This is a genomic window from Limnothrix sp. CMB-01 (assembly GCF_055193175.1).
The window spans coordinates 2,914,348-2,938,535 of the sequence record NZ_CM143720.1; the positions used below are offsets into that span (position 1 = coordinate 2,914,348).

The 24,188-nt window shown below is 52.4% G+C and carries 17 protein-coding genes; 6 read left to right on the top strand and 11 right to left on the bottom strand.

The genetic code is table 11. From position 1 onward, the window contains the following. The first annotated feature begins 45 nt into the window (after positions 1–45). The 4 genes from ACZA91_RS12185 (at position 46) to ACZA91_RS12200 (ending at position 5,112) form a co-directional block, all read left to right on the top strand. The gene (locus tag ACZA91_RS12185) at positions 46–1,461 is read left to right on the top strand and encodes an aldehyde dehydrogenase (RefSeq protein ID WP_463182451.1); all 1,416 of its coding nucleotides are present in this window, start codon (positions 46–48) and stop codon (positions 1,459–1,461) included. A gap of 239 nt (positions 1,462–1,700) precedes the next feature. Further along, entirely contained in the window at positions 1,701–3,437 is a 1,737-nt protein-coding gene (locus tag ACZA91_RS12190; RefSeq protein ID WP_463182452.1) for a diflavin flavoprotein, read from the top strand. A 52-nt stretch (positions 3,438–3,489) separates the two neighbouring features. Next, positions 3,490–4,158 (top strand): pseudouridine synthase, encoded by a 669-nt coding sequence (locus ACZA91_RS12195; protein WP_099534951.1) that lies wholly within the window; start codon positions 3,490–3,492, stop codon positions 4,156–4,158. Between the two features lie 78 nt (positions 4,159–4,236). After that, positions 4,237–5,112, top strand: coding sequence for a transglutaminase family protein (locus ACZA91_RS12200; protein WP_463182453.1), 876 nt, complete (start codon positions 4,237–4,239; stop codon positions 5,110–5,112). A gap of 142 nt (positions 5,113–5,254) precedes the next feature. Here the strand turns inward: ACZA91_RS12200 and ACZA91_RS12205 are convergent, their stop codons facing one another. The 5 genes from ACZA91_RS12205 to ACZA91_RS12225 form a co-directional block, all read right to left on the bottom strand. Continuing rightward, on the bottom strand, positions 5,255–5,632 hold the full coding sequence (locus ACZA91_RS12205; RefSeq protein ID WP_099534953.1) for a response regulator: 378 nt from the start codon (positions 5,630–5,632) through the stop codon (positions 5,255–5,257). A 432-nt stretch (positions 5,633–6,064) separates the two neighbouring features. After that, complete coding sequence (locus tag ACZA91_RS12210; RefSeq protein WP_463182454.1) at positions 6,065–7,999, bottom strand: response regulator; 1,935 nt, start codon at positions 7,997–7,999, stop codon at positions 6,065–6,067. 207 nt (positions 8,000–8,206) lie between these two features. Then, a complete protein-coding gene (locus ACZA91_RS12215; protein ID WP_463186434.1) occupies positions 8,207–9,733 on the bottom strand; it encodes a UDP-N-acetylmuramoyl-L-alanyl-D-glutamate--2,6-diaminopimelate ligase in 1,527 nt (508 codons plus the stop codon). A 24-nt stretch (positions 9,734–9,757) separates the two neighbouring features. Next, positions 9,758–10,060, bottom strand: a complete 303-nt coding sequence (locus tag ACZA91_RS12220; protein WP_463182455.1) for a glutaredoxin family protein — start codon at positions 10,058–10,060, stop codon at positions 9,758–9,760. 309 nt (positions 10,061–10,369) lie between these two features. Further along, positions 10,370–11,665, bottom strand: a complete 1,296-nt coding sequence (locus tag ACZA91_RS12225) for a response regulator (protein ID WP_463182456.1) — start codon at positions 11,663–11,665, stop codon at positions 10,370–10,372. A 304-nt stretch (positions 11,666–11,969) separates the two neighbouring features. On the opposite strand from ACZA91_RS12225, the gene ACZA91_RS12230 reads away from it, so the two are divergent. Then, positions 11,970–12,685 (top strand): IS1 family transposase gene (locus tag ACZA91_RS12230; protein WP_242027857.1). Its coding sequence is split into 2 segments (ribosomal slippage): positions 11,970–12,255 and positions 12,255–12,685, totalling 717 coding nucleotides; the frame shifts between segments, so codons are not numbered across the junction. A gap of 847 nt (positions 12,686–13,532) precedes the next feature. On the opposite strand, the gene ACZA91_RS12235 is transcribed toward ACZA91_RS12230, so the two are convergent. Further along, entirely contained in the window at positions 13,533–14,771 is a 1,239-nt protein-coding gene (locus ACZA91_RS12235; RefSeq protein ID WP_463182457.1) for a putative bifunctional diguanylate cyclase/phosphodiesterase, read from the bottom strand. Positions 14,772–16,200: 1,429 nt separating this feature from the next. On the opposite strand from ACZA91_RS12235, the gene ACZA91_RS12240 reads away from it, so the two are divergent. Then, complete coding sequence (locus ACZA91_RS12240) at positions 16,201–17,931, top strand: sensor histidine kinase (protein ID WP_463182458.1); 1,731 nt, start codon at positions 16,201–16,203, stop codon at positions 17,929–17,931. 207 nt (positions 17,932–18,138) lie between these two features. On the opposite strand, the gene miaA is transcribed toward ACZA91_RS12240, so the two are convergent. The 5 genes from miaA to ACZA91_RS12265 all read right to left on the bottom strand — a co-directional run bounded on the left by miaA (position 18,139) and on the right by ACZA91_RS12265 (position 23,952). Next, positions 18,139–19,320, bottom strand: coding sequence for a tRNA (adenosine(37)-N6)-dimethylallyltransferase MiaA (gene miaA / locus ACZA91_RS12245; RefSeq protein WP_463182459.1), 1,182 nt, complete (start codon positions 19,318–19,320; stop codon positions 18,139–18,141). 159 nt (positions 19,321–19,479) lie between these two features. Beyond that, a complete protein-coding gene (locus ACZA91_RS12250) occupies positions 19,480–20,361 on the bottom strand; it encodes a prohibitin family protein (protein ID WP_190528325.1) in 882 nt (293 codons plus the stop codon). Between the two features lie 423 nt (positions 20,362–20,784). Next, positions 20,785–22,113, bottom strand: coding sequence for a recombinase family protein (locus ACZA91_RS12255; protein ID WP_463182460.1), 1,329 nt, complete (start codon positions 22,111–22,113; stop codon positions 20,785–20,787). A 119-nt stretch (positions 22,114–22,232) separates the two neighbouring features. After that, the gene (locus tag ACZA91_RS12260) at positions 22,233–22,751 is read right to left on the bottom strand and encodes a SufE family protein (protein WP_463182461.1); all 519 of its coding nucleotides are present in this window, start codon (positions 22,749–22,751) and stop codon (positions 22,233–22,235) included. 112 nt (positions 22,752–22,863) lie between these two features. Continuing rightward, positions 22,864–23,952 carry a cysteine hydrolase family protein gene (locus ACZA91_RS12265; protein ID WP_099534963.1) on the bottom strand — a complete coding sequence of 363 codons (1,089 nt, stop codon included), beginning with the start codon at positions 23,950–23,952 and terminating at the stop codon, positions 22,864–22,866. Positions 23,953–24,188 lie beyond the last annotated feature (236 nt).

Sequence of the window (24,188 nt, forward strand, 5' to 3'; positions counted from 1 at the left end):
CCTTTCGAGTCATTCGAGGGTTAATTCAAGGGTTAATCAACAGTTATGGTGATCGCCACGCAACCGACCAATTCGGCTCATTGGGATCTTGAGACCCAAATTCGGGAAACCCTCGATCGCCAACGACAGTTTTTTGCCACCGGTCGCACCCGCGATTTGGAATTTCGGCGCGACCAATTAACCAAGCTGCGCCAAGCGATTCAGGCCAAACAGGACGCGATCGTGGCGGCGGTACAACAGGACTTGGGCCGACCGGAATATGAGGCCTATTTTGAATTGGCTTCGATCGCAGAAGTTGACGGGGCCCTGAAAAATTTGACCCAATGGGCCAAGCCCCAAAAGGCCAAGTTGTCGATCGATCAATGGCCGGGTTCCGCTTGGATTGAACCGCAACCCTTGGGGGTGGCGCTGATTATTGGCCCCTGGAACTATCCCTTTTCTTTGGCGATTTCACCGTTGGTGGGGGCGATCGCGGCGGGAAATTGCGCGATCGTGAAACCCTCGGAAGTGGCTCCGGCCACGGCGGCAGTGGTGGCAACCCTGATTCGGGAAACCTTTGACCCGGCTTTTGTGGCGGTGTTTGAAGGGGATGCTGCCACCAGCCAAGCCCTGTTGGCCAAAAAGTTTGACCATATTTTCTTCACGGGCGGGACGGCCATTGGGCGCATTGTGATGGCAGCGGCGGCCAAGCACCTCACGCCGGTCACCCTGGAGCTGGGGGGCAAGAGTCCTTGCTTTGTGACGGCGGATGCCAATCTGGCGATCGCGGCGAAGCGGATCGCTTGGGGCAAATTCCTCAACGCGGGCCAAACTTGCATCGCACCGGATTATCTTTTGGTCGATCGAGCGGTGATGCCGGAGTTGCTGGCCCAATTGCGCGGGGCGGTCACGGCATTTTATGGAACCGATCCGGCCCAGAGTGGGGATTTTGGGCGAATTATTAACGATCGCCAGTTCGATCGCCTGGCTGCGTTGCTGGAGTCTGGGAAACCGTTCTTGGGCGGCCAACACAACCGGGCCGATCGCTACATTGCCCCCACCATCCTCACCGATGTGGATTGGGACAGCCCCGTGATGGCCGATGAAATCTTTGGGCCCATTCTGCCGGTGTTGCCCTACGACCAACTGGATCAGGCGATCGCCCAAGTGAACAGTCGCCCCAAACCCCTGGCGCTCTATGTGTTTTCGGAAAATACCCAAACCCAACGCTACTTGCTCGATCGCACCAGTTCCGGCGGCGCTTGCATCAATGAAACGGTGATGCATGTGGGTTGTCCGTCGCTGCCCTTTGGCGGGGTGGGCGACAGCGGCATTGGCAGCTATCACGGCAAGGCCAGCTTTGACACCTTCTCGCACCATCGCAGCGTTTTGAAAAAGGCCACTTGGCTCGACTTAGATTGGCGCTATGCCCCCTATGCCCAAAAGGTCGGCCTGATTAAAAAATTGCTGGGTATGGGCTAGAACCGGCGATCCTCCCGATTCCTCCCGATCCCTCCCAATCCACAAAGACAAGGGGCTTCAGCCCCTTGCACCCAAAACCAGGGGTGCTGTGCCAAGACTTCAAGGCTCTGTTCAGCCCCCCTCTCAGATTTGATTAACCAGCCGATTACATTTTGCAAAGCGATCGCCCGTTGATTGCGCCCACGATCCCGCTAGGATGGCAACTATAGGGATCAGGCTTGAACCACGGAGCCACAGCAATGACGATCGCCACAGCAACCCCCCCAACGGCCAAACCCCGCGACGTGCAAGTGATGCCGATCGGCCCTGGCACCACCGTGTTGCGATCGCGCACCTGGGAACGCCTGAAATTTGAGATTGAATATTCCCTCAAAAAAGGCACTACCGCCAATGCCTATCTAATTCAAGGCGATCAGGTGGCCCTGATTGACCCGCCGGGGCAAACCTTCACCGATGTGTTTTTGAATAAATTGGCGCAGCGGTTGGGCGATCGGGTGATCGACTACGTTATTTTGGGCCACCTGAACGCCAACCGGGCCGCCACCATTGAAAGGCTCCTGGAAGCCAGCCAGCCCCCCCGCTTCATTTGCTCCAACCCGGCGGCCATCACCCTGCGATCGCTCTTTCCCGATCGGGACTTGGCGATCGAGGTGGTGCGTGGCGAAGAAACCCTTGACCTGGGCCAAGGTCACCTGCTGAAATTCATCCCAATTCCGACTCCCCGTTGGCCCGATGGCATGGTTACCTACGACCCCGCCAGCCAAATTGCCTTCACCGACAAGCTTTACGGGGCCCATGTTTGCGGCGATCAGATTTTTGATGAGGGTTGGCAGATTTACGAGGACGATCGGCGGTTTTATTACGACTGCCTGCACGCTTCCCAGTCCAAACAGGTCAGCACCGCCCTTGATAAATTAGACGACCTGCCCGCCGCCACCTACGCGCCGGGCCACGGGCCGATCGTCCGCTATGGCTTTGCGGAACTGCGCCACGCCTATCGCCACTGGACGCAACAGCAGACAGAAAAGGAACTTTCCGTAGCCCTGATTTTTGCCTCGGCCTATGGCAACACGGCCGCCGTTGCCCAAAGCATTGCCCGAGGCATCACCAAGGCCGGCGTGGCGGTGGAGTCGATCAACTGCGAATATTTGGATCCCGAGGAAATTAAAGGGGCGATCGAGAAATGCGCCGGTTTCATCATCGGCTCCCCCACCTTGGGCGGCCATGCTCCCACCCAAATCCAAACGGCCCTGGGCATTGTTCTGAACAGCGCTGACAAGAGCAAACCCGCCGGGGTGTTCGGTTCCTTTGGTTGGAGCGGCGAGGCGATCGACCTGTTGGAAAGCAAACTCCAGGACGGGGGCTACCAATTTGCCATGCCCACAATCCGGGTCAAATTTGCCCCCACCCAAGCGGTCTTGCAACAGTGCGAAGAGGCGGGCACGGACTTTGCCCAGGCCCTGAAACGGGCCAACAAACGTCGCGCTCCCAAACCGGCCGCCGGTACGGCCGATCGCACGGCCCAGGCCGTTGGGCGCGTGGTGGGTTCCCTGTGCGTGGTCACCGCCAGCCAGGATGATGTGCAAACCGCCATGCTGGCCTCCTGGGTCTCCCAAGCCACCTTCAAGCCACCGGGGGTGACGATCGCCGTGGCCAAGGAACGGGCGATCGAGTCCCTAATGCATGAGGGTTCGCAGTTTGTCCTGAACGTGTTGGCGGAAGGCAAACAACTGCGGCGGCACTTCATGAAAAACTTCCCGCCAGGGGCCGATCGGTTCGAGGGGTTACAAGTAGAAACCGCCAGCAATGGTTGCCCGGTGTTGACCGATGCCCTGGCTTTTCTGGAATGCACCGTGCGCAGTCGCATGGAATGTGGCGATCACTGGGTGGTTTATGCCACTGCCAACAGCGGCAAAGTGCTCGACACCACAGGAGTCACGGCGGTTCACCACCGGCGATCGGGCAGCCAATACTAAAACACCGTACTGCAACACCGCACTGCCCCTTGCCCCTTTTTTCCGCCCGACGATGGCCCGCTACGTCCTGTTTTATAAGCCCTTTCAGGTGATGAGCCAATTTAGCCCCTCCGAGGGCAAGGCCACCCTGAAGGACTTTATTGATGTGCCTGAGATCTACCCGATCGGGCGGTTGGATTGGGACAGCGAAGGGTTAATGCTGCTGTCAGACGATGGGCCGCTGCAACATCGGTTAAGTGATCCCCGCTGGGGCCATCCCCGCACCTACTGGGCCCAGGTGGAACAGATTCCCCCGGATCAGGCGATCGCCCAACTGCAACGGGGTGTGACCATTCAAGACTACCGAACCCGCCCCGCTCAGGTGCGTCTGTTGCCCGAGGAGCCAACCCTGCCGCCTCGCGATCCGCCCATTCGGTTTCGGAAATCCGTGCCCACCGCCTGGTTGGAGTTAACCCTCACCGAGGGCCGCAATCGCCAGGTGCGACGGATGACGGCGGCCGTGGGCCATCCCACCTTGCGCTTGGTGCGAGTGGCGATCGGGTCGCTCACCTTGGCGGGGTTGGAGCCGGGCCAGTGGCGCTTCCTGACCGCAACGGAACTAGCCAGCCTGCGGGCGATCGCCCAATCTTCCCAGCCAGCCTCGGCGGCCAGGGGTGAACCCACTGCGCGATCGCCCCGAAGTCGCCCGGCCAAACGTCGGGGGCGATCGGCGCGATCGTAGGCCGCCTCGGAAAACCCACTTCCAAGGGCGACTTCCTTAAAATGGCCATGGAATCCCCATCGTTCGTTAGGCCGGGCCATGCGCTATCGCATCCATCACGCAATTCATTACACCTATAGCCAACCCGTCGAACTTGGCCCCCATACCCTGCGATTGCGGCCCCGCTGCGATGGATCCCAGGTCTTGCACGATTTTCAGCTTCAGGTGTCACCGCACCCCCTGGGTTTAGCCGATATTTTTGACCTGGAAGGCAACACGGTCATTCAAAGTTGGTTTAACCGAGACCTGGTGGAATCCTTGCATGTGAAGGCCACCAGCATTGTGGAAACCCTGCGATCGAACCCGTTTAACTTTTTGCTGGAACCTTGGGCCCTGTCGCTCCCCTTCGACTATCCCGCCTCAACGCTGGCCCAGGTGCGACCTTACCTGAGCGATCAACGGTTGGGGAGCGATCGACTCGATCCCGCCATTTGGGAGTTGGCCCAAGGGTTGCTTTACAAAAACCATGGCAACACCCTGGACTTTTTGGGCGACTTGAACCAAACGGTCTATAACCACTGTTGCTATCAGCAGCGAGAAACCGGCGACCCAATGCCACCGGGCATGACTTGGCGGCGCAAAACCGGCTCCTGTCGCGATTTGTCGGTGTTGTTTATGGAGGTTTGCCGGGTGGTGGGCTTGGCGGTGCGGTTTGTCAGCGGCTATGAGGTGGGTGACCCCAAATTACCCGAAAAGCACCTGCACGCCTGGGTTGAAGTCTTTTTGCCGGGGGCCGGGTGGCGAGGCTATGACCCCACCCAAGGGCTGGTCACGGCCGATCGGCATATTCCCCTGGCTGCCAGCGCTTTTCCTCAAAACACGGCCCCCATGCCGGGCACGTTTCGCGGGCGATCGGCCTCGGCCCATATGACCTTTGAATTAGAAATCGAGCCGCTGGATCCAATTAGATCCTGATGATTTCAACTGGATTGCAGCCCTTACCTTGATCACTAAGTACAGTTGCCCGTAGGGTGGGCACTGCCCACCGAACCGTTGCTTCATGGCATTTGCGATATGACGTGCCGATTATTTTAGGTAAAGGCTGTATTAGAAATTATTAGGAAGACCAGCCCAAAATCTGACAAATGGAATCTCCCAACACCAAGGGATCAAATGGCTTGGTAACCACTGCGGCCGCCTTCAAATGGGCATAGCGTTGGCGATCGGCCGCTTGCACCTTGGCGGTCAACAAAATGACAGGAATATGACTGGTGGAGGGATTTTTTTGCAATGCTTCCAAGGTTGCCGTGCCATCCATTTGTGGCATCATCACATCCAACAAAATTGCGTCAGGTTGTTGGGCCGCAGCCATGGCAATTCCTTCAGCACCGGAAGCCGCCAACAATACCTGCCAGCCATTACAAACCTCCAGGCCAATGCGCGCAATTTCTCGCATGTCTGGTTCATCATCAATAACAAGCACTTGTTTAGTCATGGGAGATGGAGAGGAGAATATGAATTGCGGAAAAAATGGGAAAAGGGGGAAAATATGAGTTGCGGGCCTTGTCCGTATGAATCCAGGAACCATGGCCAGTCCAGGAGTTCAATCTGTCACTGGATTCAATCAAGCAGTCTAACTGTCTTAGGAAGTCCTAGCAGCGCCGTCAGTTTTGCCCATCAGGTTAATTAATCGGACTGTCAGTTCCACGTAGTAAACTCAATGGATTAATTTAACCAAGTCATTCAACTCGTTAATCGAATCAAGCAAGTCAATCCAATCAATTGATTTAATCAAGTTGAGCAAATCGAGCCTATTAGCTCAATTCACGAGTTGATTAATTGAGTGAAACCAGTTGATTGAATGGGTTAAATTCAGTTGAATTGAGTCAAATTCACGAATTTAATTCATCTCAAGTAACTATTCCAATTAATATTTACTGATTGGTTTGGTGGCTCGGCCATTGAACAATTCTGATCGACTGGCTCGGATGAGCTGCTGTCGCAGACTATCCGCCAATTCCTCAGCACTTGGAAGCTCTAGGATACAGGCAGTTGCCCCGGCTTGGTAGAGTCGATCGAGGGTTTGGGGTGAGGCTTCGGAGGCAAAAACAATCACCGGGATTCGCCGCCCGCCAAATCCCTCGCTGCGGAGGGCCCTCGTCCATAAAACGCCTCCCCAGGGACTGCTATCGGCCGCCAGCAAAATGAGATCCGGTCGGCTGGCAGCCATGCTGGCGCTGACTCGTTGGGGTTGGGAAACGGCGGCCAGCGTCCATTGTTGTTGCTGGCAACAGCGCCTTACCAGATTGTTGGCGTTGTTAGACAGGCCAATGGCCAGAATTCGCAGATTGCCCCCAATGCGTTGTTCGGTTTGGTACTGACTGAGGGCTTGGATCAGGGGCGTGATCGGGCGATCGACTGCCCAATCGGTGTCCCAGCCTTCGTTCGCAAATTGCAGCAGATCATTGGGGTCGAACTGCTCCATCAGGGCGATCGTGATCAGGGATGGTTGGCGCTGGCGCAAGCTGGGTAATACCGCCAGAAAATCGGCCCGCTCCGAATCGCTCCAATCCATAATTACCACACTGGGCAAGGCGGTGGCAGGTTGTGTGAGCCAAGTGGTGGGGGAACTGGGCAGCGCCAGGTCAATCAGGGCCCCTTCTTGGGCGATGGCGGCGGCCAGGGCCTGAGACCAGCGGCTGTTATTGCCCAAATAAACTAGCCGTAGGCGATTGTGTTCGATTTGCTGGCGGCTTTGAATTTCGCGGCGCAGATCACCCACCAGGGAAATCAGGGTTTGGTGGGCCAGTTGCAGGACGCTGTGGCGATTGGTGGCCGTTGGACTCGTGGCGGCCGAATTGGTGGCGAAACCAAAGCTGTTGGGGTCAGGAGGGCTGTGGGGATCCTGGGCGTAGGGTTGCAGTTGTTGTAGCTGTTCTTCAATGGCGCGGGCCAGTTGGGAACCGCGCACTAAGCCAAACGGCCCCAAGGAGCCGATTAGTTTATGGGCATCTTCCAGGGCCCGCAGGCGATCGGCTTCGCAGAGGCGATCGGCTCCAATGCCCGCTGTGACTCGCTCCAGGGATTCCAGTCGCTCATAGATCATCCCTTCAAAGCGTTCCCAGGCGCGATCGAGCGCTGAGCGTAACCGCAGGGACACATCCCCATCCTGGGGTTCCGGTACCTGAGCACTCCCAGGCCGCAGCCGGTAGCCCATGCCATAAACCGTTTCAATGAGATCCCGCGCTCCCACCAGGGCCAACTTGCGCCGCACGCCTTTGATGTGGGCTTTGACGGTTTCTTCACCGGGAAAATCGCCCACAGACCACAGGTGTTCGAGGATGGCGTTGCGGGAAAACAACCGCCGGGGATGGCGCAAAAACAATTCCAGGAGGCTGTATTCCTTGGGGCTGAGGTTAATGGGGCGATTGCTATAGGTCACTTGACCGGCGCTCGGATCCAAACGCAGGGGGCCCCATTCCAACACGGGCGCATCGGTTGATCGCTGGCGACGCAACAGGGCCCGCACCCGCGCCATCAGTTCTTGGACGGTGCAAGGCTTGACCACATAATCATCGGCCCCGGCATCTAGACCCTTTACCTTGTCTTCGGTTTCGCCCTTGGCGGTCAACAGCAAGATGGGCCCCGTGTACTTTTCCCGCCGCAGATGGCGACACAGACTCAGGCCATCCAGTCGGGGCAGGGTCACATCCAGAATAATCAGGTCATAGGTAAACGATCGGGTGTAGTCCAGTCCCTCTTGCCCATCCTCAGCCACATCCACTACATAGAACTGCTCCGCCAGGGCTGCGCCGAGCGTGTGGGAAATGGCTGGGTCATCTTCAACTAACAGGAATCTCACGCAACTTCGCAGAAACGGTATCAATCTTCCACAGAATCATGGGCAAATCCAAACGGGGGCGCTCCGGGATGAGATTTAACAGTTTTTAACAGACCTGACCCATGGATCGCGGGCGGGCGGGGTCGGAGCTTGGGATGCGCCCCTGATTTTTCGATCGCTGAACCCCATGGAGTCCGATCCAGATGCTTCAACCTGCTGCAACTTGCATTAATTTGCATTAGTTGCCATGGTTGCTTGCAATCGCAGGCGTAGGGCTGCTTCGGCCTGTTCCCGATCGTCAAAATGCACTTTTTCGGTACCTAGGATTTGGTAGTCTTCGTGCCCTTTGCCCGCAATTAAGACGCAATCGCCGGGTTGGGCTTCCAGGATGGCCCGTTGGATGGCCTTGGCGCGATCGCCCTCCACGGTGTAGTTCGCAGCGACGGGAATCCCGGCCACCACATCATTCAAAATTCGCTGGGGATTTTCGGTGCGGGGGTTGTCGGAAGTGACGATCGCCCAGTCGGACTCCTGGGCCGCAATGCCGCCCATGATGGGCCGTTTGGTGCGATCGCGATCGCCCCCACAACCAAACACACAAATCAAGCGCCCTTGCACAAACGGACGGGCCGCCCGCAGGGCATTGTCCAAGCTGTCGGGCGTGTGGGCATAGTCCACGATCGCGCTAATGTCCTGGGGCAAGGGCGCATTGGTCACTTGGACTAGCTGCATTCGACCGGGTACACCGGGGAACTGGGCCAGGGCCTGCACCATTGCCGAGAGATCCAAACCCAAGTGCAAACCGGTGGCGGCGGCGGCCAGCCAGTTTTGCAGGTTGAATTGACCTACGAGGGGCGATCGAAACGCGATCGCGCCAGCCGGCGTGTGCAGCGTGCCGCTGACCCCATCGAGGCCATAGCTCAAATCACTCAGATAAAAATCGGCTTCGGAGTCGTCAATGCTATAGCACCAGCAACGATCATGATCGAGCTGAGCTGCGAGGGCCGCTCCATAGGGATCATCAAAGTTGACGATCGCCCGGCCTCGCAAATAATTGGGCTGGAAGAGCAGGGCCTTCGCCGCAAAATACTCTTCCATCGTGTTGTGGAAGTCCAGGTGATCCTGCGTCAGGTTGGTGAAAACCGCCACCTGAAATTCACAACCTTGCACCCGTCGTTGGGCCAGGGCATGGGAACTAACTTCCATCACGGCATAGTCCGCCCCGGCTGATCGGGCATTGGCCAACTGCTCCTGCAACTCCACCGCAAAGGGCGTGGTATGAATCGCCGTTTGCTCAAAGCCCGGCCAACGCACCACCAACGTACCCAGCAGCGCCGTGGGGCGATCGGCCGTTTTTAATAAAAACTCAATCAGTTGCGTGGTGGTGGTTTTGCCATTGGTACCTGTCACCCCCACCAATTGCAACTGCTGGGTTGGATGGCCATGAAACGCCGCCGCCAAATCTGCGCAAGCCCCCACCACGTCCCTGGCCCCAATCAGGCAGGGCCCGGCCGGCTGGGTTGGTTGGGCGGCAGCAATGGCCGGCGACACCACCGCCGCGATCGCCCCCGATTCGATCGCATTGGGCCAAAATTCACCGCCATCAACCCGAGTCCCCGGCAGACCAACGAACAGGTCGCCCGGTTGGCAAGCCTGGGAATTGGTCGTCAGCCCCTTCACTGGGCGATCGAGTGCCGGATGGTCGGGAATCACCAGTTCTGTGGAGACGCTGGCCAGCAGTTCGCGCAAAGTCATGGGTTCCATGGGCGGTTGCCTCTCCTAGGATGGCTCAATTGTGGCAAAGGCTTTCCGGAGGTGTTGTTCGAGCTGAACCACCGAACAGCGGGGCGACGGCCGCGGAATCGGCAATTCAGATTCCCCATCCGCCAGCCAACGCAACACCGGAATTTCGTATTGAAACGCGGCAAACCAGCGATCGTTGGTGGTAATGTCCCGCAGCTCGATCGTGAGGCGCAGATCGCTCGACAGGTTCACCATTTCCAACTTTTCCTGCAATCCCTCACAGAGATGGCAACCGGGCTTGCTATACAAAATCAAATGACGGGGCAGATGATGGGACAAGGGACGGGCGTTAAATGACTTGTTGAATGACGGCTGATGGCTCATGAGGTCTCATGAATGGCTAGTCGATCGCTCACTGATCACTAATCCTGACGGCCACCGATGCCGGAATCATACTCCCAGCAACTACCCCCAGCAACAACATCGAGGAGCCACTTTGGGCGCATCTTGGCCAATTCGGGCGCAACAGAAACCGCTCATCCGCCGGATTCGTACTGCGATGGATCTGGCTGGGATGGATCTGGAATGAAGATTGGTCTATGGAGCTGATGCAAGTTTGGCTTTTTCGCCATCCTCTTCAAGATTCTCTCAGGCCAAAGCAGACTTGAACGCGCTGGGCGATGAATTCAGGTTGAAGCCAGCCCCCTGATCTTGCCCATTGGCAGTGCGACCGGACAGGGACGGATCTGGATGGGGTGGATATGGGCGGGTGGAATTGTGGCTCGGCAAGTGCCGTTCCAACGTCGCCAGAATTCGCCCGCTATCCGAAACCTTCGAGAGAAACTCGGAAGCCCGCGCCAACTTGGCCCGCACCCGATCGATCGTGCCATCGTGCCCGGTCAAAATCACGATCGGGGTATGCTCCAGGGCCTTCACCCGGCGAATTTGCGCACAAATCTCATAGCCATTCACCACCGGCATCACCACATCCAGCAGGATCAAATCCGGCTTTAGCTCAATCAACTGCGTCAGCGCCTGCACCGAATCCCGCATTCCACAGAACCGATAGCCCGCCTGGGTCACAATTCGTTCCAGCCGTTGCAGCACCACCATGCTGTCATCAATGCAAACCACCAAAGGCGGTTCGGCTTTAGTCGCCGGGGTGGCGGAACCTGCTGCGGAACCCGTGGATGAGAGCATGGGGTGAAACTCCAAATCCGGCAACACCTGAAAGGTCAGCAACTGCTGCCGAAAAAAGTAACCCAGCATCCGAGCCGTCATGGCAGGGGATTGGTTTAACTTCAGGGCCAAATCCCAAAAGGTGCGCCGGCCATTAAACAGCGGTTGCAAGCTCAGGGTAGTGTGCTGACGGCTATCATCCAGCTCAATGCCGGCATCCAACGACAGCCCCCGATCGATCCAAGCTTGGGCCGGCCGGTCACTCGGCAACAGTTGGCTCAAGTCCCGCGCATCTTTCAGTAATTGTTGCAGGCGATCGCCCGGCAAATGCAGTCCCGAACTAACCGCCGCACAGTCTAGCAACCGGTTCGATCGCGCCTCCCAAGTCACCCGAATCGCCGTATCGGTCGCAATTTGCGTCAGCGCCTCCAGGGTCAGTGCCGCCAACACCTGCTCCGCCTTGCCGCTATCTAGCCGGCCTGCCATCACCGCCCGACTCAACAGCGCATATTCCCAAGGATCATAAGAAGTCGGAGGCTGCCCCGTCGTTAATTCCGCCGGCTCAATCTGTTGCCCCATCAGAGCACGCCGCCAACGCCGCACCCGATGATCGCTGCCCGTGGTGCAAACCAACTTGCCCTGATGAAACTCCAGCCGCCAATGGATTTGGCCCTGCCGAACCATCAATGTTCCAGACACCTGATTGTGGTTCACCTGGGCGATGGCCCGCGCGAGGGATAGCAGACCGACAACTTGGTTTGACATAGCGTGCCTCGCAACTGCGCCTGTGTTCATAGAAGTGACTTGCATCCGGGGAAAGGCAACTGAGGATCTTAGGTGATTTCAGTAATGCGCATCCCTCTTGGTCTATCAATCGCCAGAGCAATCCCAGAATTTCTCAGAATTTCTCAGAGCTTATTTACAGCTAATGGATTTACTCTTACGATCAATCTTGAAACTAACTCAGTAGTTGATTTGCATTCCCATTCTTTAAGATTTGGTAAATGATTAGGTAGTGCCTGTGAAGTAATGATGCTAGCCTAGCAATAGTCATTCACCGCTCCAGCTCATGCCTGCTTGCCCTCAATGCCAATCCAGCCACACGGTTAAAAATGGTCGTATCCACAACGGCAAGCAGCGCTTCAAATGCAAAGCCTGTGGCCGCCAGTTCATTGAGCACCCCACTCAGAAACGAGTCACACCTGAGCAGATCGCCCTCATTGATCGTTTGCTCCTAGAGCGTCTCTCCCAAGCCGCGATTGCGCGGGTCGCACAGGTCTCTGAATCCTGGATTGAATCCTATGTGGCAGTCGAAGCCGGTCGCATCCCTCGCCAGGCGCAAGTGCGCCCTAAAAAAAAAGCCGTTTAATCCTGCAACTAGACGAGCTTTGGTCTTTTGTGGGTTCCAAGAAGCAAAAAGTCTGGATCTGGCTAGCACTGGATGCCGTGACTCGCGAGGTTGTTGGGATGGTCATGGGGAATCGTTCAGCCCAGTTAGCCCAAAAGCTATGGGAGAGCTTGCCGGGTGTCTATCGCCAATGTGCAGTCTGCTACACCGATTTTTGGGAAGCCTATCGCAGCGTGATTCCCAGAAAACGACATCGGCCTGTGGGCAAAGAAACCGGATTAACGAATTACGTGGAGCGATTGAATAACACCTTGCGTCAGCGGATTAGTCGTTTAGTGCGGCGCACCCTGTCTTTTTCCAAATCCTTGGTCAATCACGAAGCAGCGATTTGGCGATTTATTCACCACTACAATGCCTCATTGCCAGTCGCTTCATAGTTCATCATTACTTCACAGGCACTACCAATGATTACATGGTTTTCAGGTATTTTTCAGACATTTTCAGTCATTCATTAATCAGCTTCATCTCCTCGTTTAGAGTTGATTAGAAGCATGGTCAATTTGGCAGGAACACCCCCAAGTTACGCACAAAATTTTAGGAAAAAATTGTGAAAAACTCGGAAAGGATGATCGATCGTTCAACTAATTGAACGCCAGCATGTGACAATTAACACCCATCAGTTACGGAGCCTATGACTCAGCCAGGTTTATGCCAAGAGCGATCATTTCAACTCTCGATCATTAAGTGTTAATACTGAATTCAAACCAATTTTGACTCTTGTCCAATAGAGTTTTCGGTTTGAATTCTGGATTAATCTCTCGGCTGAGCAGTGACTCGGTTGGTGTTCAGACTTGATGCAAAACTCTTAAGAGATTGGGAAGTAGCCTGGTAGTGAAGATCATAGAGAGCAACAATGCACAATCAGAGAGTGATGCGTTAGACAATAGTTGCACCTTCATCGTTACAGCAGGGCTGAACACCAATTCCATAAACGGTAGCTATATTAGGAGCTAAGTGACGATTGCGGATGTGATCTAGTGCACAGTTTCAATAATTAGGTTTGTAATAGCTGCTGGGGCTGTGTTTATGCTTCCAAACCGACAGCCGCGAATGATAAACTCATAACCCGTGAATTTGTAACTGGTGAACTTGCCAGCAACAGCTAAAGAACGCCCCCATAGACCAGTAGCCGCTGCTGGTTATTCGGTTTTTGGGCAAATCTGACTAGATGAGTTGATGGTTAAATTGGCTACTGAGTGACTCAATCCGTCAGATCGTGATTTCCTAGGAGTCTAGATCTTGAATGAAGTCAATCACCGCCGCCGCATCCAAAGGGCGCGAGATTAAAAATCCTTGGGCCATCTGACACCCCAAGCCTTGGAGCGTGTGCAGGTGGTGTACCGACTCAATCCCCTCGGCCACAATTTGAATTCCCAGGTGCTCGGCCAGGAGGGCAATCATTCGCACGATTTCCCACTGCTCCCGCAGGATGAATGAGCGATCGATCTTCAGCGCATCGATCGGGAACTCATGGAGTCGGGCCAAGGAGGAATAGCCCGTGCCGAAGTCATCCACATAGATCGCAATGCCCAGTTGCCGGAATCCTTGCAAAATTGCCAGCACATCCATGCCCAAGTCCAAAGCAACGGATTCCGTTAGCTCCAGGTGCAAACAATGGGGGGGTAATTCCGTTTCGCGCAAGATGGCTTCGCACTGCCCCAGCAGGTTTGGTTCCAACAATTGGCAGGGGGAGAGGTTCACGCTAACCCACAGATTTGAGTCAATCATCCCCGTTCGCTGCCAGTGACGAAGCTGGGTGCAGGCTTCCCGAATGGCCCACAGGCCCAATTCAGCAATGAAACCGCTACTTTCGGCGATCGCGATGAAACTATTGGGCTGCATCAATCCTCGGGAGGGATGTTCCCAGCGCACCAACGCTTCCAAACCCACGGTGCGCCCGCTGCCCAGGCAAATCACAGGTTGGTAAACCAGCACAAATTCTCCCCGCTCAGCCGCCCCTTGCAGTTCGTTGGCCAGCCTTAGGCGTTCGATCGCGGCGGTTGTCAGGACGTTGGGTTGTTGGGTTTCGCCCTCGATCGCAACGGCCAAACTCAGCAACCGATGCGTGTTAGACATGGCAATTCGCAACAGCCGCCGTGCGTTGGGGTCGGTCACCGAGTCTTGATCCCTGGTGAGCAGTCGCAGGGCCCCGTGAATTGAGGCGAGGGAAGCCCGCAATTCGTACCCCAGAGAAACGCTGGTGTTGCTGTTGGTGTTGCTGTTGGTATTGCTGTTTGTGTTAGCGGTAGTTTTCAGATGATCTTTGGCATTGAGGTGATTGCTTGTGGGTAAACTTTGGGGCAAATTTGGGGGCAGATTTGCAGACAAATTAGCGGGTAGGTTAGCGGGCGCGTGGGCGGGCAAGGAGGCCGTTGCAAGAGCGGGAGAAGGGGAATCGAATGGGTTTGGTTCGGGTAAGTCGATCGCCCTGGGCGATAACTCTGAGTCAGAAATGAGAAACATTATCCAAACTCGCTCTAGTAGGTATCGTGGATCCACCGCTGTTCAATGCCAGACTAGGCAGAAAAGGTGAAAAAGTCGAGAATTGCGCGAAATTTCATAGGTATATGAGCCATTTTTTAGATTAACTGAACACCTCAAGTTCTCTTCACCTTTATCAAGCCATTTCGATCAATGTTCGATTCAGAATATGAAATTATTTTGAATATTTTTGCGATTTTTCAAACTTTGTTTTGATATTTATTGTTAAAAATTTCTTGAAAAGATATGATTTTCAATCTTTTTTGGAAAAAGCTCACAAAAGCAGACGTACTCAAAATCGATCAATAATGAACTGATAGCACTGCATCAAGTTTTGATCCTTGGCAAGTTTGCTGATAAGAATGAGCCAAGAGCTGATACAAATCAAAAATCTTGATCTGATGTTGCAAATTTAAAGGGATGCTTGGAATAAAAATTCAAGTTAAGTTCTTTTAACGATAGTCAATTTCCATGACGAATAGGTTTCAAGATAGTTTTCAAAGTTGTTGAGCGAATTTTGAGACCCAAGCGCGAGCAACATACAGACAAGATCCTGACGGATCGGAATTGGCCAAATATCCGATTAGATACCTGACGGAATTTATTTTAAGTGATTTATTTAAAGAGTTTTTAAAATAGAGCAATTTGCAATGGGCTGATGGTCACTGAATTGGCGATCGGGGCGGATGATGGTGAACTTCAGGGCGATCGAACAAATCCCGAGCGGCGGGAGGGTTCAAATGCTGTAATGGAGGGGAAGACCGGATAAGTTCTACAAGCCGCCCGTTGCTTGGGGAAATTGAGGGTGACCTGCTCATAACAGGTCGCGACAAGGGCCCCGTGCGAAGTATTTCCCTGATGACTAACACGGAATTTCGCGTAATGATGGTATAAACGATGGCGGTTGCACTGTCGTAATTGCGGGTGTAGTTGAAGGCTTGATGGTCATGTCGCGATCCCGTTGCAATTCAAACATTGCCATGGAGCGATTTGTTATTTGGAGCTACCTCTATCCTCCAGACCAAAGTGCTTGATTTAACTGCTTCATTCATCAGATTTTTGTTAAATTCTCTGTTAATACCGAATCAATTCTCTGTGGCTGGGTGACAGGAGACGCTCAAATCCGTCTCTGATCAGGTGCATCTCATCTCCCTCTGCAAATAAAATTGAATCTGAAAGAAAGGTGAAACCAGGGTTCGGCGATTGCGAATCGGGTGGCTCTCATCACGAATCGGATTGCGGGTCAGGCAATAAACGATGGGGACAATTCAGGGGAACGCATAAGATGAACTAGAGAGCCTGTCGATCGCAGTTAAAATTCAAAAGTTTTTCGGGTAGCGATGTTGTCTGCTGCTTCTGTGCAACTTATGTGGCTCTGCAAGTGCTGTACCAGGCCCAAACAGTCGGGCGTATGACGTTTTCTGATTCTGCATCTCAGGGCAATCCCTTGCTCAACCAATCGTCCTCGCTGTTTTCGCCCCGAGTGTTGCTGGTTGAAGACAGCCCGATCGACGTTCGCCTTGTGCAACTCATGCTGCGGAAGGCGGAGTTTTTGCTGTCGGGGGTTGATCTGGTGGCGGTGGGCACCTTGGCAGAGGCGCTGGTTTGCATTCGACAGCAGCGTTTTGATGTGACGTTGCTGGATTTGTCGTTGCCGGATTCGGTGGGGCTGGGGACGCTGCGCCAACTTCAGGCCGCCCAACCTACGATTCCCGTGGTGGTGTTGACGGCAACGGGTGATGAGCAGGCGGGGGTTGATGCCCTGCGGTTGGGGGCCCAAGACTACTTAATTAAGGGGGAAATTTCGCCCACGCTGTTGGTGCGATCGATGCGTTATGCGATCGAACGGAAACAGGCGGAGTTGCGGCTAGCGGATTCCCAATCATTTTTGATGGATGTGTTGAACCTGTCGCCGGACGCGATCGCGGTGTTGCAGGTGATGCGGGATGACCGGGATCGGGTGGTGAATTTCCAGTGGCGGTTGGTGAATCCGGCGGCGGAGCGGGCAACGGGCTGCTCGGCGGCGGTGCTGGCCCAGCGTAGTTTGCTGGCCCATGGCACGGATCCGGGAGCACGGGCGGCCGTGCCGTTTAGCGCGGAGCCGGTGGTGATGGGCGAGTCGGAAGTGGAGCAGGCGGCAAGGGCCAGCCAAGAGTTATTCACCTGGTTGTTGCCGGTGGTGACGGAGGAAGCCAACCAATCGCGCGAGGTGTTCGATCGGCGATTGAACAGTTGGTTTCGGGTGGATGCCTGCAAGTTGGGTGATGGTGTGCGGCTGATGTGTCGCAACATTACCCAATACAAGGCGATCGAACGAATGAAGGATGAATTTGTCTCGATCGTGAGCCACGAGTTACGCACCCCCTTCAGCTCTTTGCAGGGTGCAATTAAGCTTTTGGCCACGGGGCGTTGTGATTTGCAATCCATGCAAGGACAACAATTAATTGCGGTGGCCCTGCGAAGTGCAGAACGGCTGGGGCAAGCGATTGATGTGGTGTTGCGATTGGCCGATTTAGCCTCTACCGAAAGCCTGGCCAAACAACGCTGTTGGGTTCAAGATTTGGCCAATCGAGCCTACGATCGCGTGGTCAATCGATTACAAGCTCAAAATTTATCCATTACTTATTCAATTCCCAACGACTTAACCGTTTGGGCGGATCCCGATGCCATTTTAGATTTGTTCGATCGCATTTTAGATAATGCAATCAAGTTTTCATCCCCTGGCTCAGTCTTAGGATTTGCGGTCACCCTTTCGCCGCAGGATGTGATTTTTCATATCACCGACCATGGCTGCGGCATTCCCCCCACAGACCTAGAGCAAATCTTTGAACCCTTCTATCAAGTGGACTCCTCCGACTCCCGATCGCGCGGCGGACTGGGTGTTAGCCTAACCCTTTGTCGTCGGATTGTGGAGCAGCATGGCGGACAAATTTGGGTTACCAGTGAACTAGGAAAGGGCAGCACTTTCCATATTTCTTTACCTCAAAATTGGAGCGAGCTTCCGGAATCTCAAAATCCAGAAGCCAATCATCTTGCACCGGGATCTCTTGATTGTAATAGTTTGGATCGAAGTAATAACATTGAAGGAATTATCCAAACCACTTACACCATTTCTCAAGAACCAAGGCTATCGTCTTCCTAAGAAAAATTCAGAAATTTGATTAGCTATTGATATGATTCTTGGTTAAACCTTGATTAGTTTTCAGACCACCGCGAATCTTACTGTTGTTGGGTTTCGTACCTCAACCCAACCTACTGGCTTGGTTAAATTTTAGTTGGTTCTTAGTCAATTTTGGTTGATTTAATGGAGCATCTTGTCATTTTTTAGTCTATTTTTACATCAGCTCAATCAAGAATTTTGATCGGATTTGTTACTGTCAATCAAGAGGTTTTGCACCAACCCTAGAGCCATTTCCAAGAGCCTTGGGTGATCGGCATCCAACCAATGAATGTTAGGGTCTGCCCGAAACCAAGTTCGCTGCCGTTTTGCAAATTGGCGAGTGTGAACAGCGGTTAACTGTTCTGCTTCTGTCCAAGTTATTTCGCCATTCATTGCTTGCAACACTTCGCGATAGCCCAAGGTTTGAAATAGGGGCAAATCTTGACCATAAAGTTTCACTAGCTGGTGAACCTCTTCCACAAACCCTTGCTCAAACATCGAGCGAGTGCGCTGTTGAATTCGTTGCCATAATCGATCATTTTCATCTGGGGCTGATTTTTCTTTTCCGTGCTTTCTAGGTAGCTTACGAGAAGAATTTTGAGGATGAATTTGGGAACGATCGGGTTGCTCGATCGCCCTCTTTGAATCGTTTGAATCGGTAGTCGATCGCGAGTTAGCAATTAGGCCATCTAAACTTTTAGTACCGAGGCAGTCTAGACCAATTTGCAAAATTGGATAAGCGGGGGGAGCTTCCCCTTGCAAGCTAGAAATCGGCTGACCTGTGGCGTAAAAAACTTCCAGTGCTCGGATGGTTCGCACATCATCACGCTCATGGATTTGCTGGGCAGAAACAGGATCAACAGTCAACAAAAGTTGGCGGCGATCGAGGCGAGTCAGTTGCTCCAATTGCGATCGCAAGATTGGTTGGGGTGGCACTTTGGGAATGCGTAACCCTCGAACCACAGACTTAATATAAAGTCCGGTTCCTCCAACCAATAGGGGAATTATTTGACGTTGATGATAATGATGAATCAGTTGATTTGCCTGGGTCTGAAACTCAGCAACTGTGAAGACCTCAACTGGATCACAAATATCAATTAACTCGTGGGGAACCACCGCGCGATCGCTCAACGATGGCTTAGCAGTTCCAATATCAAAATTACGATAAATTTGGCGAGAATCTGCTCCCAAAATGACGGAACTCAAAAAGCGCCCTAGCTCGATCGCTAAGGCAGACTTGCCCGAAGCTGTTGGCCCCACAATCACAATCAGCTTAGGCGCAAAATTCGCACCTTCTGAAGTTGAATTCAATGGGCGATCGAGGTGACGCTCATCCGCTGCCATGGTGGGTTCCGACATTTGCGTCGCCAATTCAGATATTTAATCAATAGAGTCTCAAGATTATAGGTAATTTTGGGTCACAGCTTTTCAGCAAATTGATTTAGCGCAATCAATGACTCAATTCAAGAGATTGCTCGATCGAACTGAGTCAGCTCAACAGCAATCAACTACAGATCTCTTGGCGTTGCACTAATTACCACCTGGAGAAACCAAAATCGGTGAATTGCCATTGGTAATGATTACCTTTGTATTTTTGGATTCCGCTAGACTTTGCATGGCTTCAATTTGCTTCAATTGAATGACCTGATTGGTCAAGCCCTGAGCAACCGTTCGATTGTAGTTGGCGATCGCCTGGGCCTCAATTTGTTTTCGTTGAGCCTCTTGACGAGTTTTTGACAGCACAAATTCCATTTGCTTGCTTTCTTGTTCGATTTTCAGTTTCTGTTGAATTGCTGCTTGGACAGTTTCTGGCAGTTTCACTTCTCGCAACAGAGCCGCTTCCACCACAAATCCCAAAGGCTCCAGTTGTTGCGCCAACTGTCGGCGCATTTCTTCAGCGATCATTGTCCGCTTGGTTGAATAAATAGACTCGGCTGGATGTAATGCAGTAATTGAGCGAACAATTGCCCGAAATCGAGACACGACAATTTCTGATTCACTAGTGCCAATGGTTCGATAAACCTGGGACACTTTTCGCGGATCAATTCGATATTGGAGGCTAACATTCAAATCAAAAATCAAACCTTCTTGGGATGTTGCTTCAATACCTTCTTGAATATTTTTTAGGCGTGTCGAAAACATCACCACTCGCGAAAAAGGTGTGTTGAAATGCAACCCGGGCAACAATGGACTCTCTTCCACATTACCCAAGGAATCGCGCACACCAACGCTTCCCGTCGGCACATTCGCAACGAAACGACTAATGACATAGAGCGCCACAAAAACTGCCACAAAGCCACCGCCGCCCCGTACGGCCCATCGAATAGGCAATGGGACAGGTAAATCATCACTTTTCAAAGCAGCAAAGGCTGCACCACCACCAATCAATAGCATTAGAAAAAACGTAAACATAGATCCGCCTAAAGCACTAGTACTGCCATTGAATCTTGAAGTTCAAGCCTAATTAAAAGCTTGAACGATCAGCTTTTAAGCTGTGATCAGATTGCCCCATAAGCGACATTATAGACAGCGATTTATAGGTTGTGGAGATGGGCAATTTATTTTACGAGAAAGTAAAAATACGCAAAATTTATTTAAGATTTGATTTTGAAGTCAGTTTAAATTGCAGCGTAAACCCCCAATTATTAGCCACCAAAAACACTAAGACTATTCAAAATCTGTTTTAGATTTATAGGTTCTCTTGAAAATCAATCATAGAAAAAAGACAAAAGTTCTCTGCTTTCACTCATCAATGAAACCAGAAAAATATCAATGTTTGATTTTTCAAAATGCCCTTAATCGTCAGCCCGAATTTTAAATATTTTTTAAAATATCTTAAAAAACAAAATCCAGAGATTGCACCCGCCAAGTCGGTTCTCCCTTTCCCTTGGCTGAATAAGTTAGCCAGATGCCTTTCAGGAATTCGCGAAAGTAAAAACGTCGTTCGGCTTCGGATAGATCTTGCCAAAATTCTGGAATTGACACCGATCGGGAAATCATCGATAAGCTGGCAGGGGGTAATTGCGAGAGTCGATCTTGCAAAGTTCCCATTTCGACCCGAATTTGATAGGAACGAATTTGCAATGTATTTTCATCTAAAATTCCATTTTCCTTAAGCTGAATAAGCTGAGTTAGGCGTGCTTCCTGGGCTTGAAGTTGTTGTTGAATTTGGGACTTTAATTGCTCAATATTGGGCAACTGCGCTTGACTCACTCGTTGTGGCAATTCTCGACAAATGCGCTGAATTGTTTTCTTCAGAACCTGGTTATAGTCCGCTAATGGGCATCGATCGGGAGCTGATGGGCCTTTTCCGCAAGGATTGGGTCGCAAGTAAAGATAGTTGGGGGTTTTGGATCCCCGCGATCGCGTGGAAGTTATGGCTAATTTTGCTTGGCATTGGGCGCAGCTCACTAACCCCGCTAAGGAACGCGCGGCGCTGGCCGTTTTGGGAGCTAAGGTCTGATTACGTCGCAAGAGCCGATCGACCTGGGCCGCTTCTTCGCGAGACACCAGCGGGGGGTGCGTATTCAAAATCACATCACCATTTTTATAGGCTAAATCGCCTCGATAAGCAGGATTGGTCAGCCAATTACGGCCCGTCGAAATTGAAATCTTCTTTTGATGTTTTTGGTTAATGAACCGCACGGCTCCCCGCAAGGAACCGTAGAGCAAAAAGTTTTCAAAAAAATCTTTTACGATACTGGCCGCCGCTCGATCGATCACATACCGATCTTTGCCCCGTCGATAGCCAAAGGGAGCACGTCCCGGCGGCGGCAAGGCTGCTAACCGATTACGGGCATGGCCTTTTTGAATGGCCTGTCGGTGCTGGTCTTGGTTCAGTTCCTGAAGCCATTGCAACTGTTGAATCCAGTTAGGATCGGTTCCCTTGGGGAGGTCACCCTGCATCACCCGCAGCGCCACTTTGGCATGTTCTAACTGATTCAAAACATGGAGAATGGACTCGATCGAGTCGCCCAAGTCGCGAATTTGTCGGATGAGAAGCGTGTGAATTGCTCCCTGATTCACCAACTGCATGAGCTGCCCCAACGCCTGCCGATCGCCCAAGTCCACATACAGGTTTTGCACATCAATTTCCCAATCGATCGGCTCTGTCACCGATTCCAAAATGGGGTCATGATAAATATAGGCAACCGTTTGAGTCATCGCGTCTGGTTCATTGCACTTGATTCATCGTGCTTGGTTCATTGCGTTTGCGTTACCGTGTTTGCATCACCACTTTGTTTGCATCACCACGTTTGAATCATTGAGCGTTCATCAACAGTTCAGTCAGTCACCTTTTCAGTCCCTTCATGATTAGATTCAAGGCTCGGTGGGGAGGACAATAAACCCAAAGCATTTAAATCCGCATGGGACTCTGACTGAAGTGATCGCGCCTGATCTTGCATCTTTTTGAAAATATTGAAAAACCCATTAGCCCGCGAAGGAGTCAGGCTAGCATTGAGTTTTGTTTGTTGAATGAAATCCGGCTTCAAAGCAATGATCACATCCGGCGCTAGACCATTCAATCCTTCCACTAAAAATGCCACCAAGCCTTTCACCAGTTGTGAATCAGAATCTCCCCGATACCAAACTTTGCCATCGGTGAGTGCTGAAGCCACATACACCTGCGAAGTGCAGCCATGAACCTTATTTTCAGGGCTACGATCCGCTTCATCTAGCTCAGGAAGCCGCTTCGAAAACCAGATGAGTTGCTCGTAACCTTGCTTAGGATTGGTAACTCGGGAAAATCGCTGAACTAATTTAGCCAAGGATTCCGGCAGGGCAGAGGTGGGAACAGTCATGGGCAGAAGCGCGAGTTGAATGAGCTTTTTTTGGAAAAACTATTTCTAGTTTACCATTTTGTCGAAATGACTTCAGCGCAGGTTCTCGGATTGAATATTTCGCCTTTGGGGATTAGCGATTAAACATTGGCCATTGCTCGATCGAATCCGTAGACCGCACCAAATGCATTCCCGCTGAAGCAAAGTCCTGGAAGGTTTGATCGGCCAATTCCGTGAAGTCAATTACCCCAGGAACCACCACGGGCGACATGCAATCTTCCAGCAAATAGACTCGATCGACAAATTCCGGCTTTTGCGTTTGAATCTCCCGCAAAAAGTCAGCCACTGTCCAAGCCACACAATGACTCTTTGCTTGCCCGGCAATAATCACCGCGTCAAATTCAAAAAGATGCTGAATTAGGGCCTGATTCTTTTGGGCGATCGGTTGTTGATGTTCATCACTCAGAATTTCAGGGCTGAGAATCGAATAGTTTTCCGTTAGGGGATGACCACCTTTCAGCTCAAATCGTGTTGAAATTTGCCGCGCGATGGCATGGGTAAAACAGGCGGCTTCAACGGCCGAAACCATTGCATGACCAATACCACCCAGCATGGAATGGTAAGGCCAAATGGTCAGGGGATATTTACCTAAATCTTCCAGGGTTTTGGTGTAGTGGGCGGCGTAGGTGGCCAAGTTTCCATGCACCTTCCCGGCTTCTGGAGAGCGATCGGGTGATGCCCCTTGGCCAAGGGAATCAGGCAGAAGCTGGAAACTGGCTTGCAATTGGGGATTGGGTCGCCAACGGCCGGTTTTGACCGCTTCCCAGTCAATGTTAGTCAAGGGGGCAGGATGGTTTCCTGCGGCATCGACCCAAAAGATCGGATGGAAAATCTGAGCCATCCCATGGGTGTCCAATGTGGGGATGAGTTCCGTGAGGAAGCTCAAATTTCGGTAAATAAATTGACATAGGCGGACATTATCTTCGACTGCCCCTTGCCCCGATCGCCCGCCCACGAACAACTCAAAATCAGGGATGCAGAACGTATTTTGCACATCAATCATTAACAGGGCAATCCGTTGCGAATCCTCCTGTGCCGGTGTAATTTGATGTGCCTTCGCCCATTGTTGAGCTGCGGTGGCCAGTTGGGCATAGGGTACACGCCAAACTTCACCAACGCGATCGCCCTCAAACCAGTCAGGAATCGGTAATGATAAGGACATCAAGCAATTTTCTCCAATGTGAAAAGTCTGTATTCAAATGGTTCAAAAATGAATGCCAGATTATTCGGATAGTCTGATTTTTCCTCAGAATGAATAAACAGAAGGGATTGGTTGCTTAGCCTCAGCAGCAGCGATCGCTCAAGGCTCTCTCGCAGACGAGCTTCTTATGTTGTTAAACAGCCCCCAGCATCATTCACTCGTGTCAACTTACCCAAGCCCAGCGGCCACTACACTAA

What these genes read in the sequence shown, in the direction of transcription:
- ACZA91_RS12185 (WP_463182451.1), top strand. Translation starts at nt 46, where the DNA reads ATGGTGATCGCCACGCAACCGACCAATTCGGCTCATTGGGATCTTGAG.
- ACZA91_RS12215 (WP_463186434.1), bottom strand. Translation starts at nt 9,733, where the DNA reads ATGACTTTGCGCGAACTGCTGGCCAGCGTCTCCACAGAACTGGTGATT.
- ACZA91_RS12250 (WP_190528325.1), bottom strand. Translation starts at nt 20,361, where the DNA reads ATGTTTACGTTTTTTCTAATGCTATTGATTGGTGGTGGTGCAGCCTTT.
- ACZA91_RS12205 (WP_099534953.1), bottom strand. Translation starts at nt 5,632, where the DNA reads ATGACTAAACAAGTGCTTGTTATTGATGATGAACCAGACATGCGAGAA.
- ACZA91_RS12225 (WP_463182456.1), bottom strand. Translation starts at nt 11,665, where the DNA reads ATGTCAAACCAAGTTGTCGGTCTGCTATCCCTCGCGCGGGCCATCGCC.
- ACZA91_RS12190 (WP_463182452.1), top strand. Translation starts at nt 1,701, where the DNA reads ATGACGATCGCCACAGCAACCCCCCCAACGGCCAAACCCCGCGACGTG.
- ACZA91_RS12240 (WP_463182458.1), top strand. Translation starts at nt 16,201, where the DNA reads ATGACGTTTTCTGATTCTGCATCTCAGGGCAATCCCTTGCTCAACCAA.
- ACZA91_RS12260 (WP_463182461.1), bottom strand. Translation starts at nt 22,751, where the DNA reads ATGACTGTTCCCACCTCTGCCCTGCCGGAATCCTTGGCTAAATTAGTT.
- ACZA91_RS12255 (WP_463182460.1), bottom strand. Translation starts at nt 22,113, where the DNA reads ATGACTCAAACGGTTGCCTATATTTATCATGACCCCATTTTGGAATCG.
- ACZA91_RS12200 (WP_463182453.1), top strand. Translation starts at nt 4,237, where the DNA reads ATGCGCTATCGCATCCATCACGCAATTCATTACACCTATAGCCAACCC.
- ACZA91_RS12235 (WP_463182457.1), bottom strand. Translation starts at nt 14,771, where the DNA reads ATGTTTCTCATTTCTGACTCAGAGTTATCGCCCAGGGCGATCGACTTA.
- ACZA91_RS12195 (WP_099534951.1), top strand. Translation starts at nt 3,490, where the DNA reads ATGGCCCGCTACGTCCTGTTTTATAAGCCCTTTCAGGTGATGAGCCAA.
- ACZA91_RS12265 (WP_099534963.1), bottom strand. Translation starts at nt 23,952, where the DNA reads ATGTCCTTATCATTACCGATTCCTGACTGGTTTGAGGGCGATCGCGTT.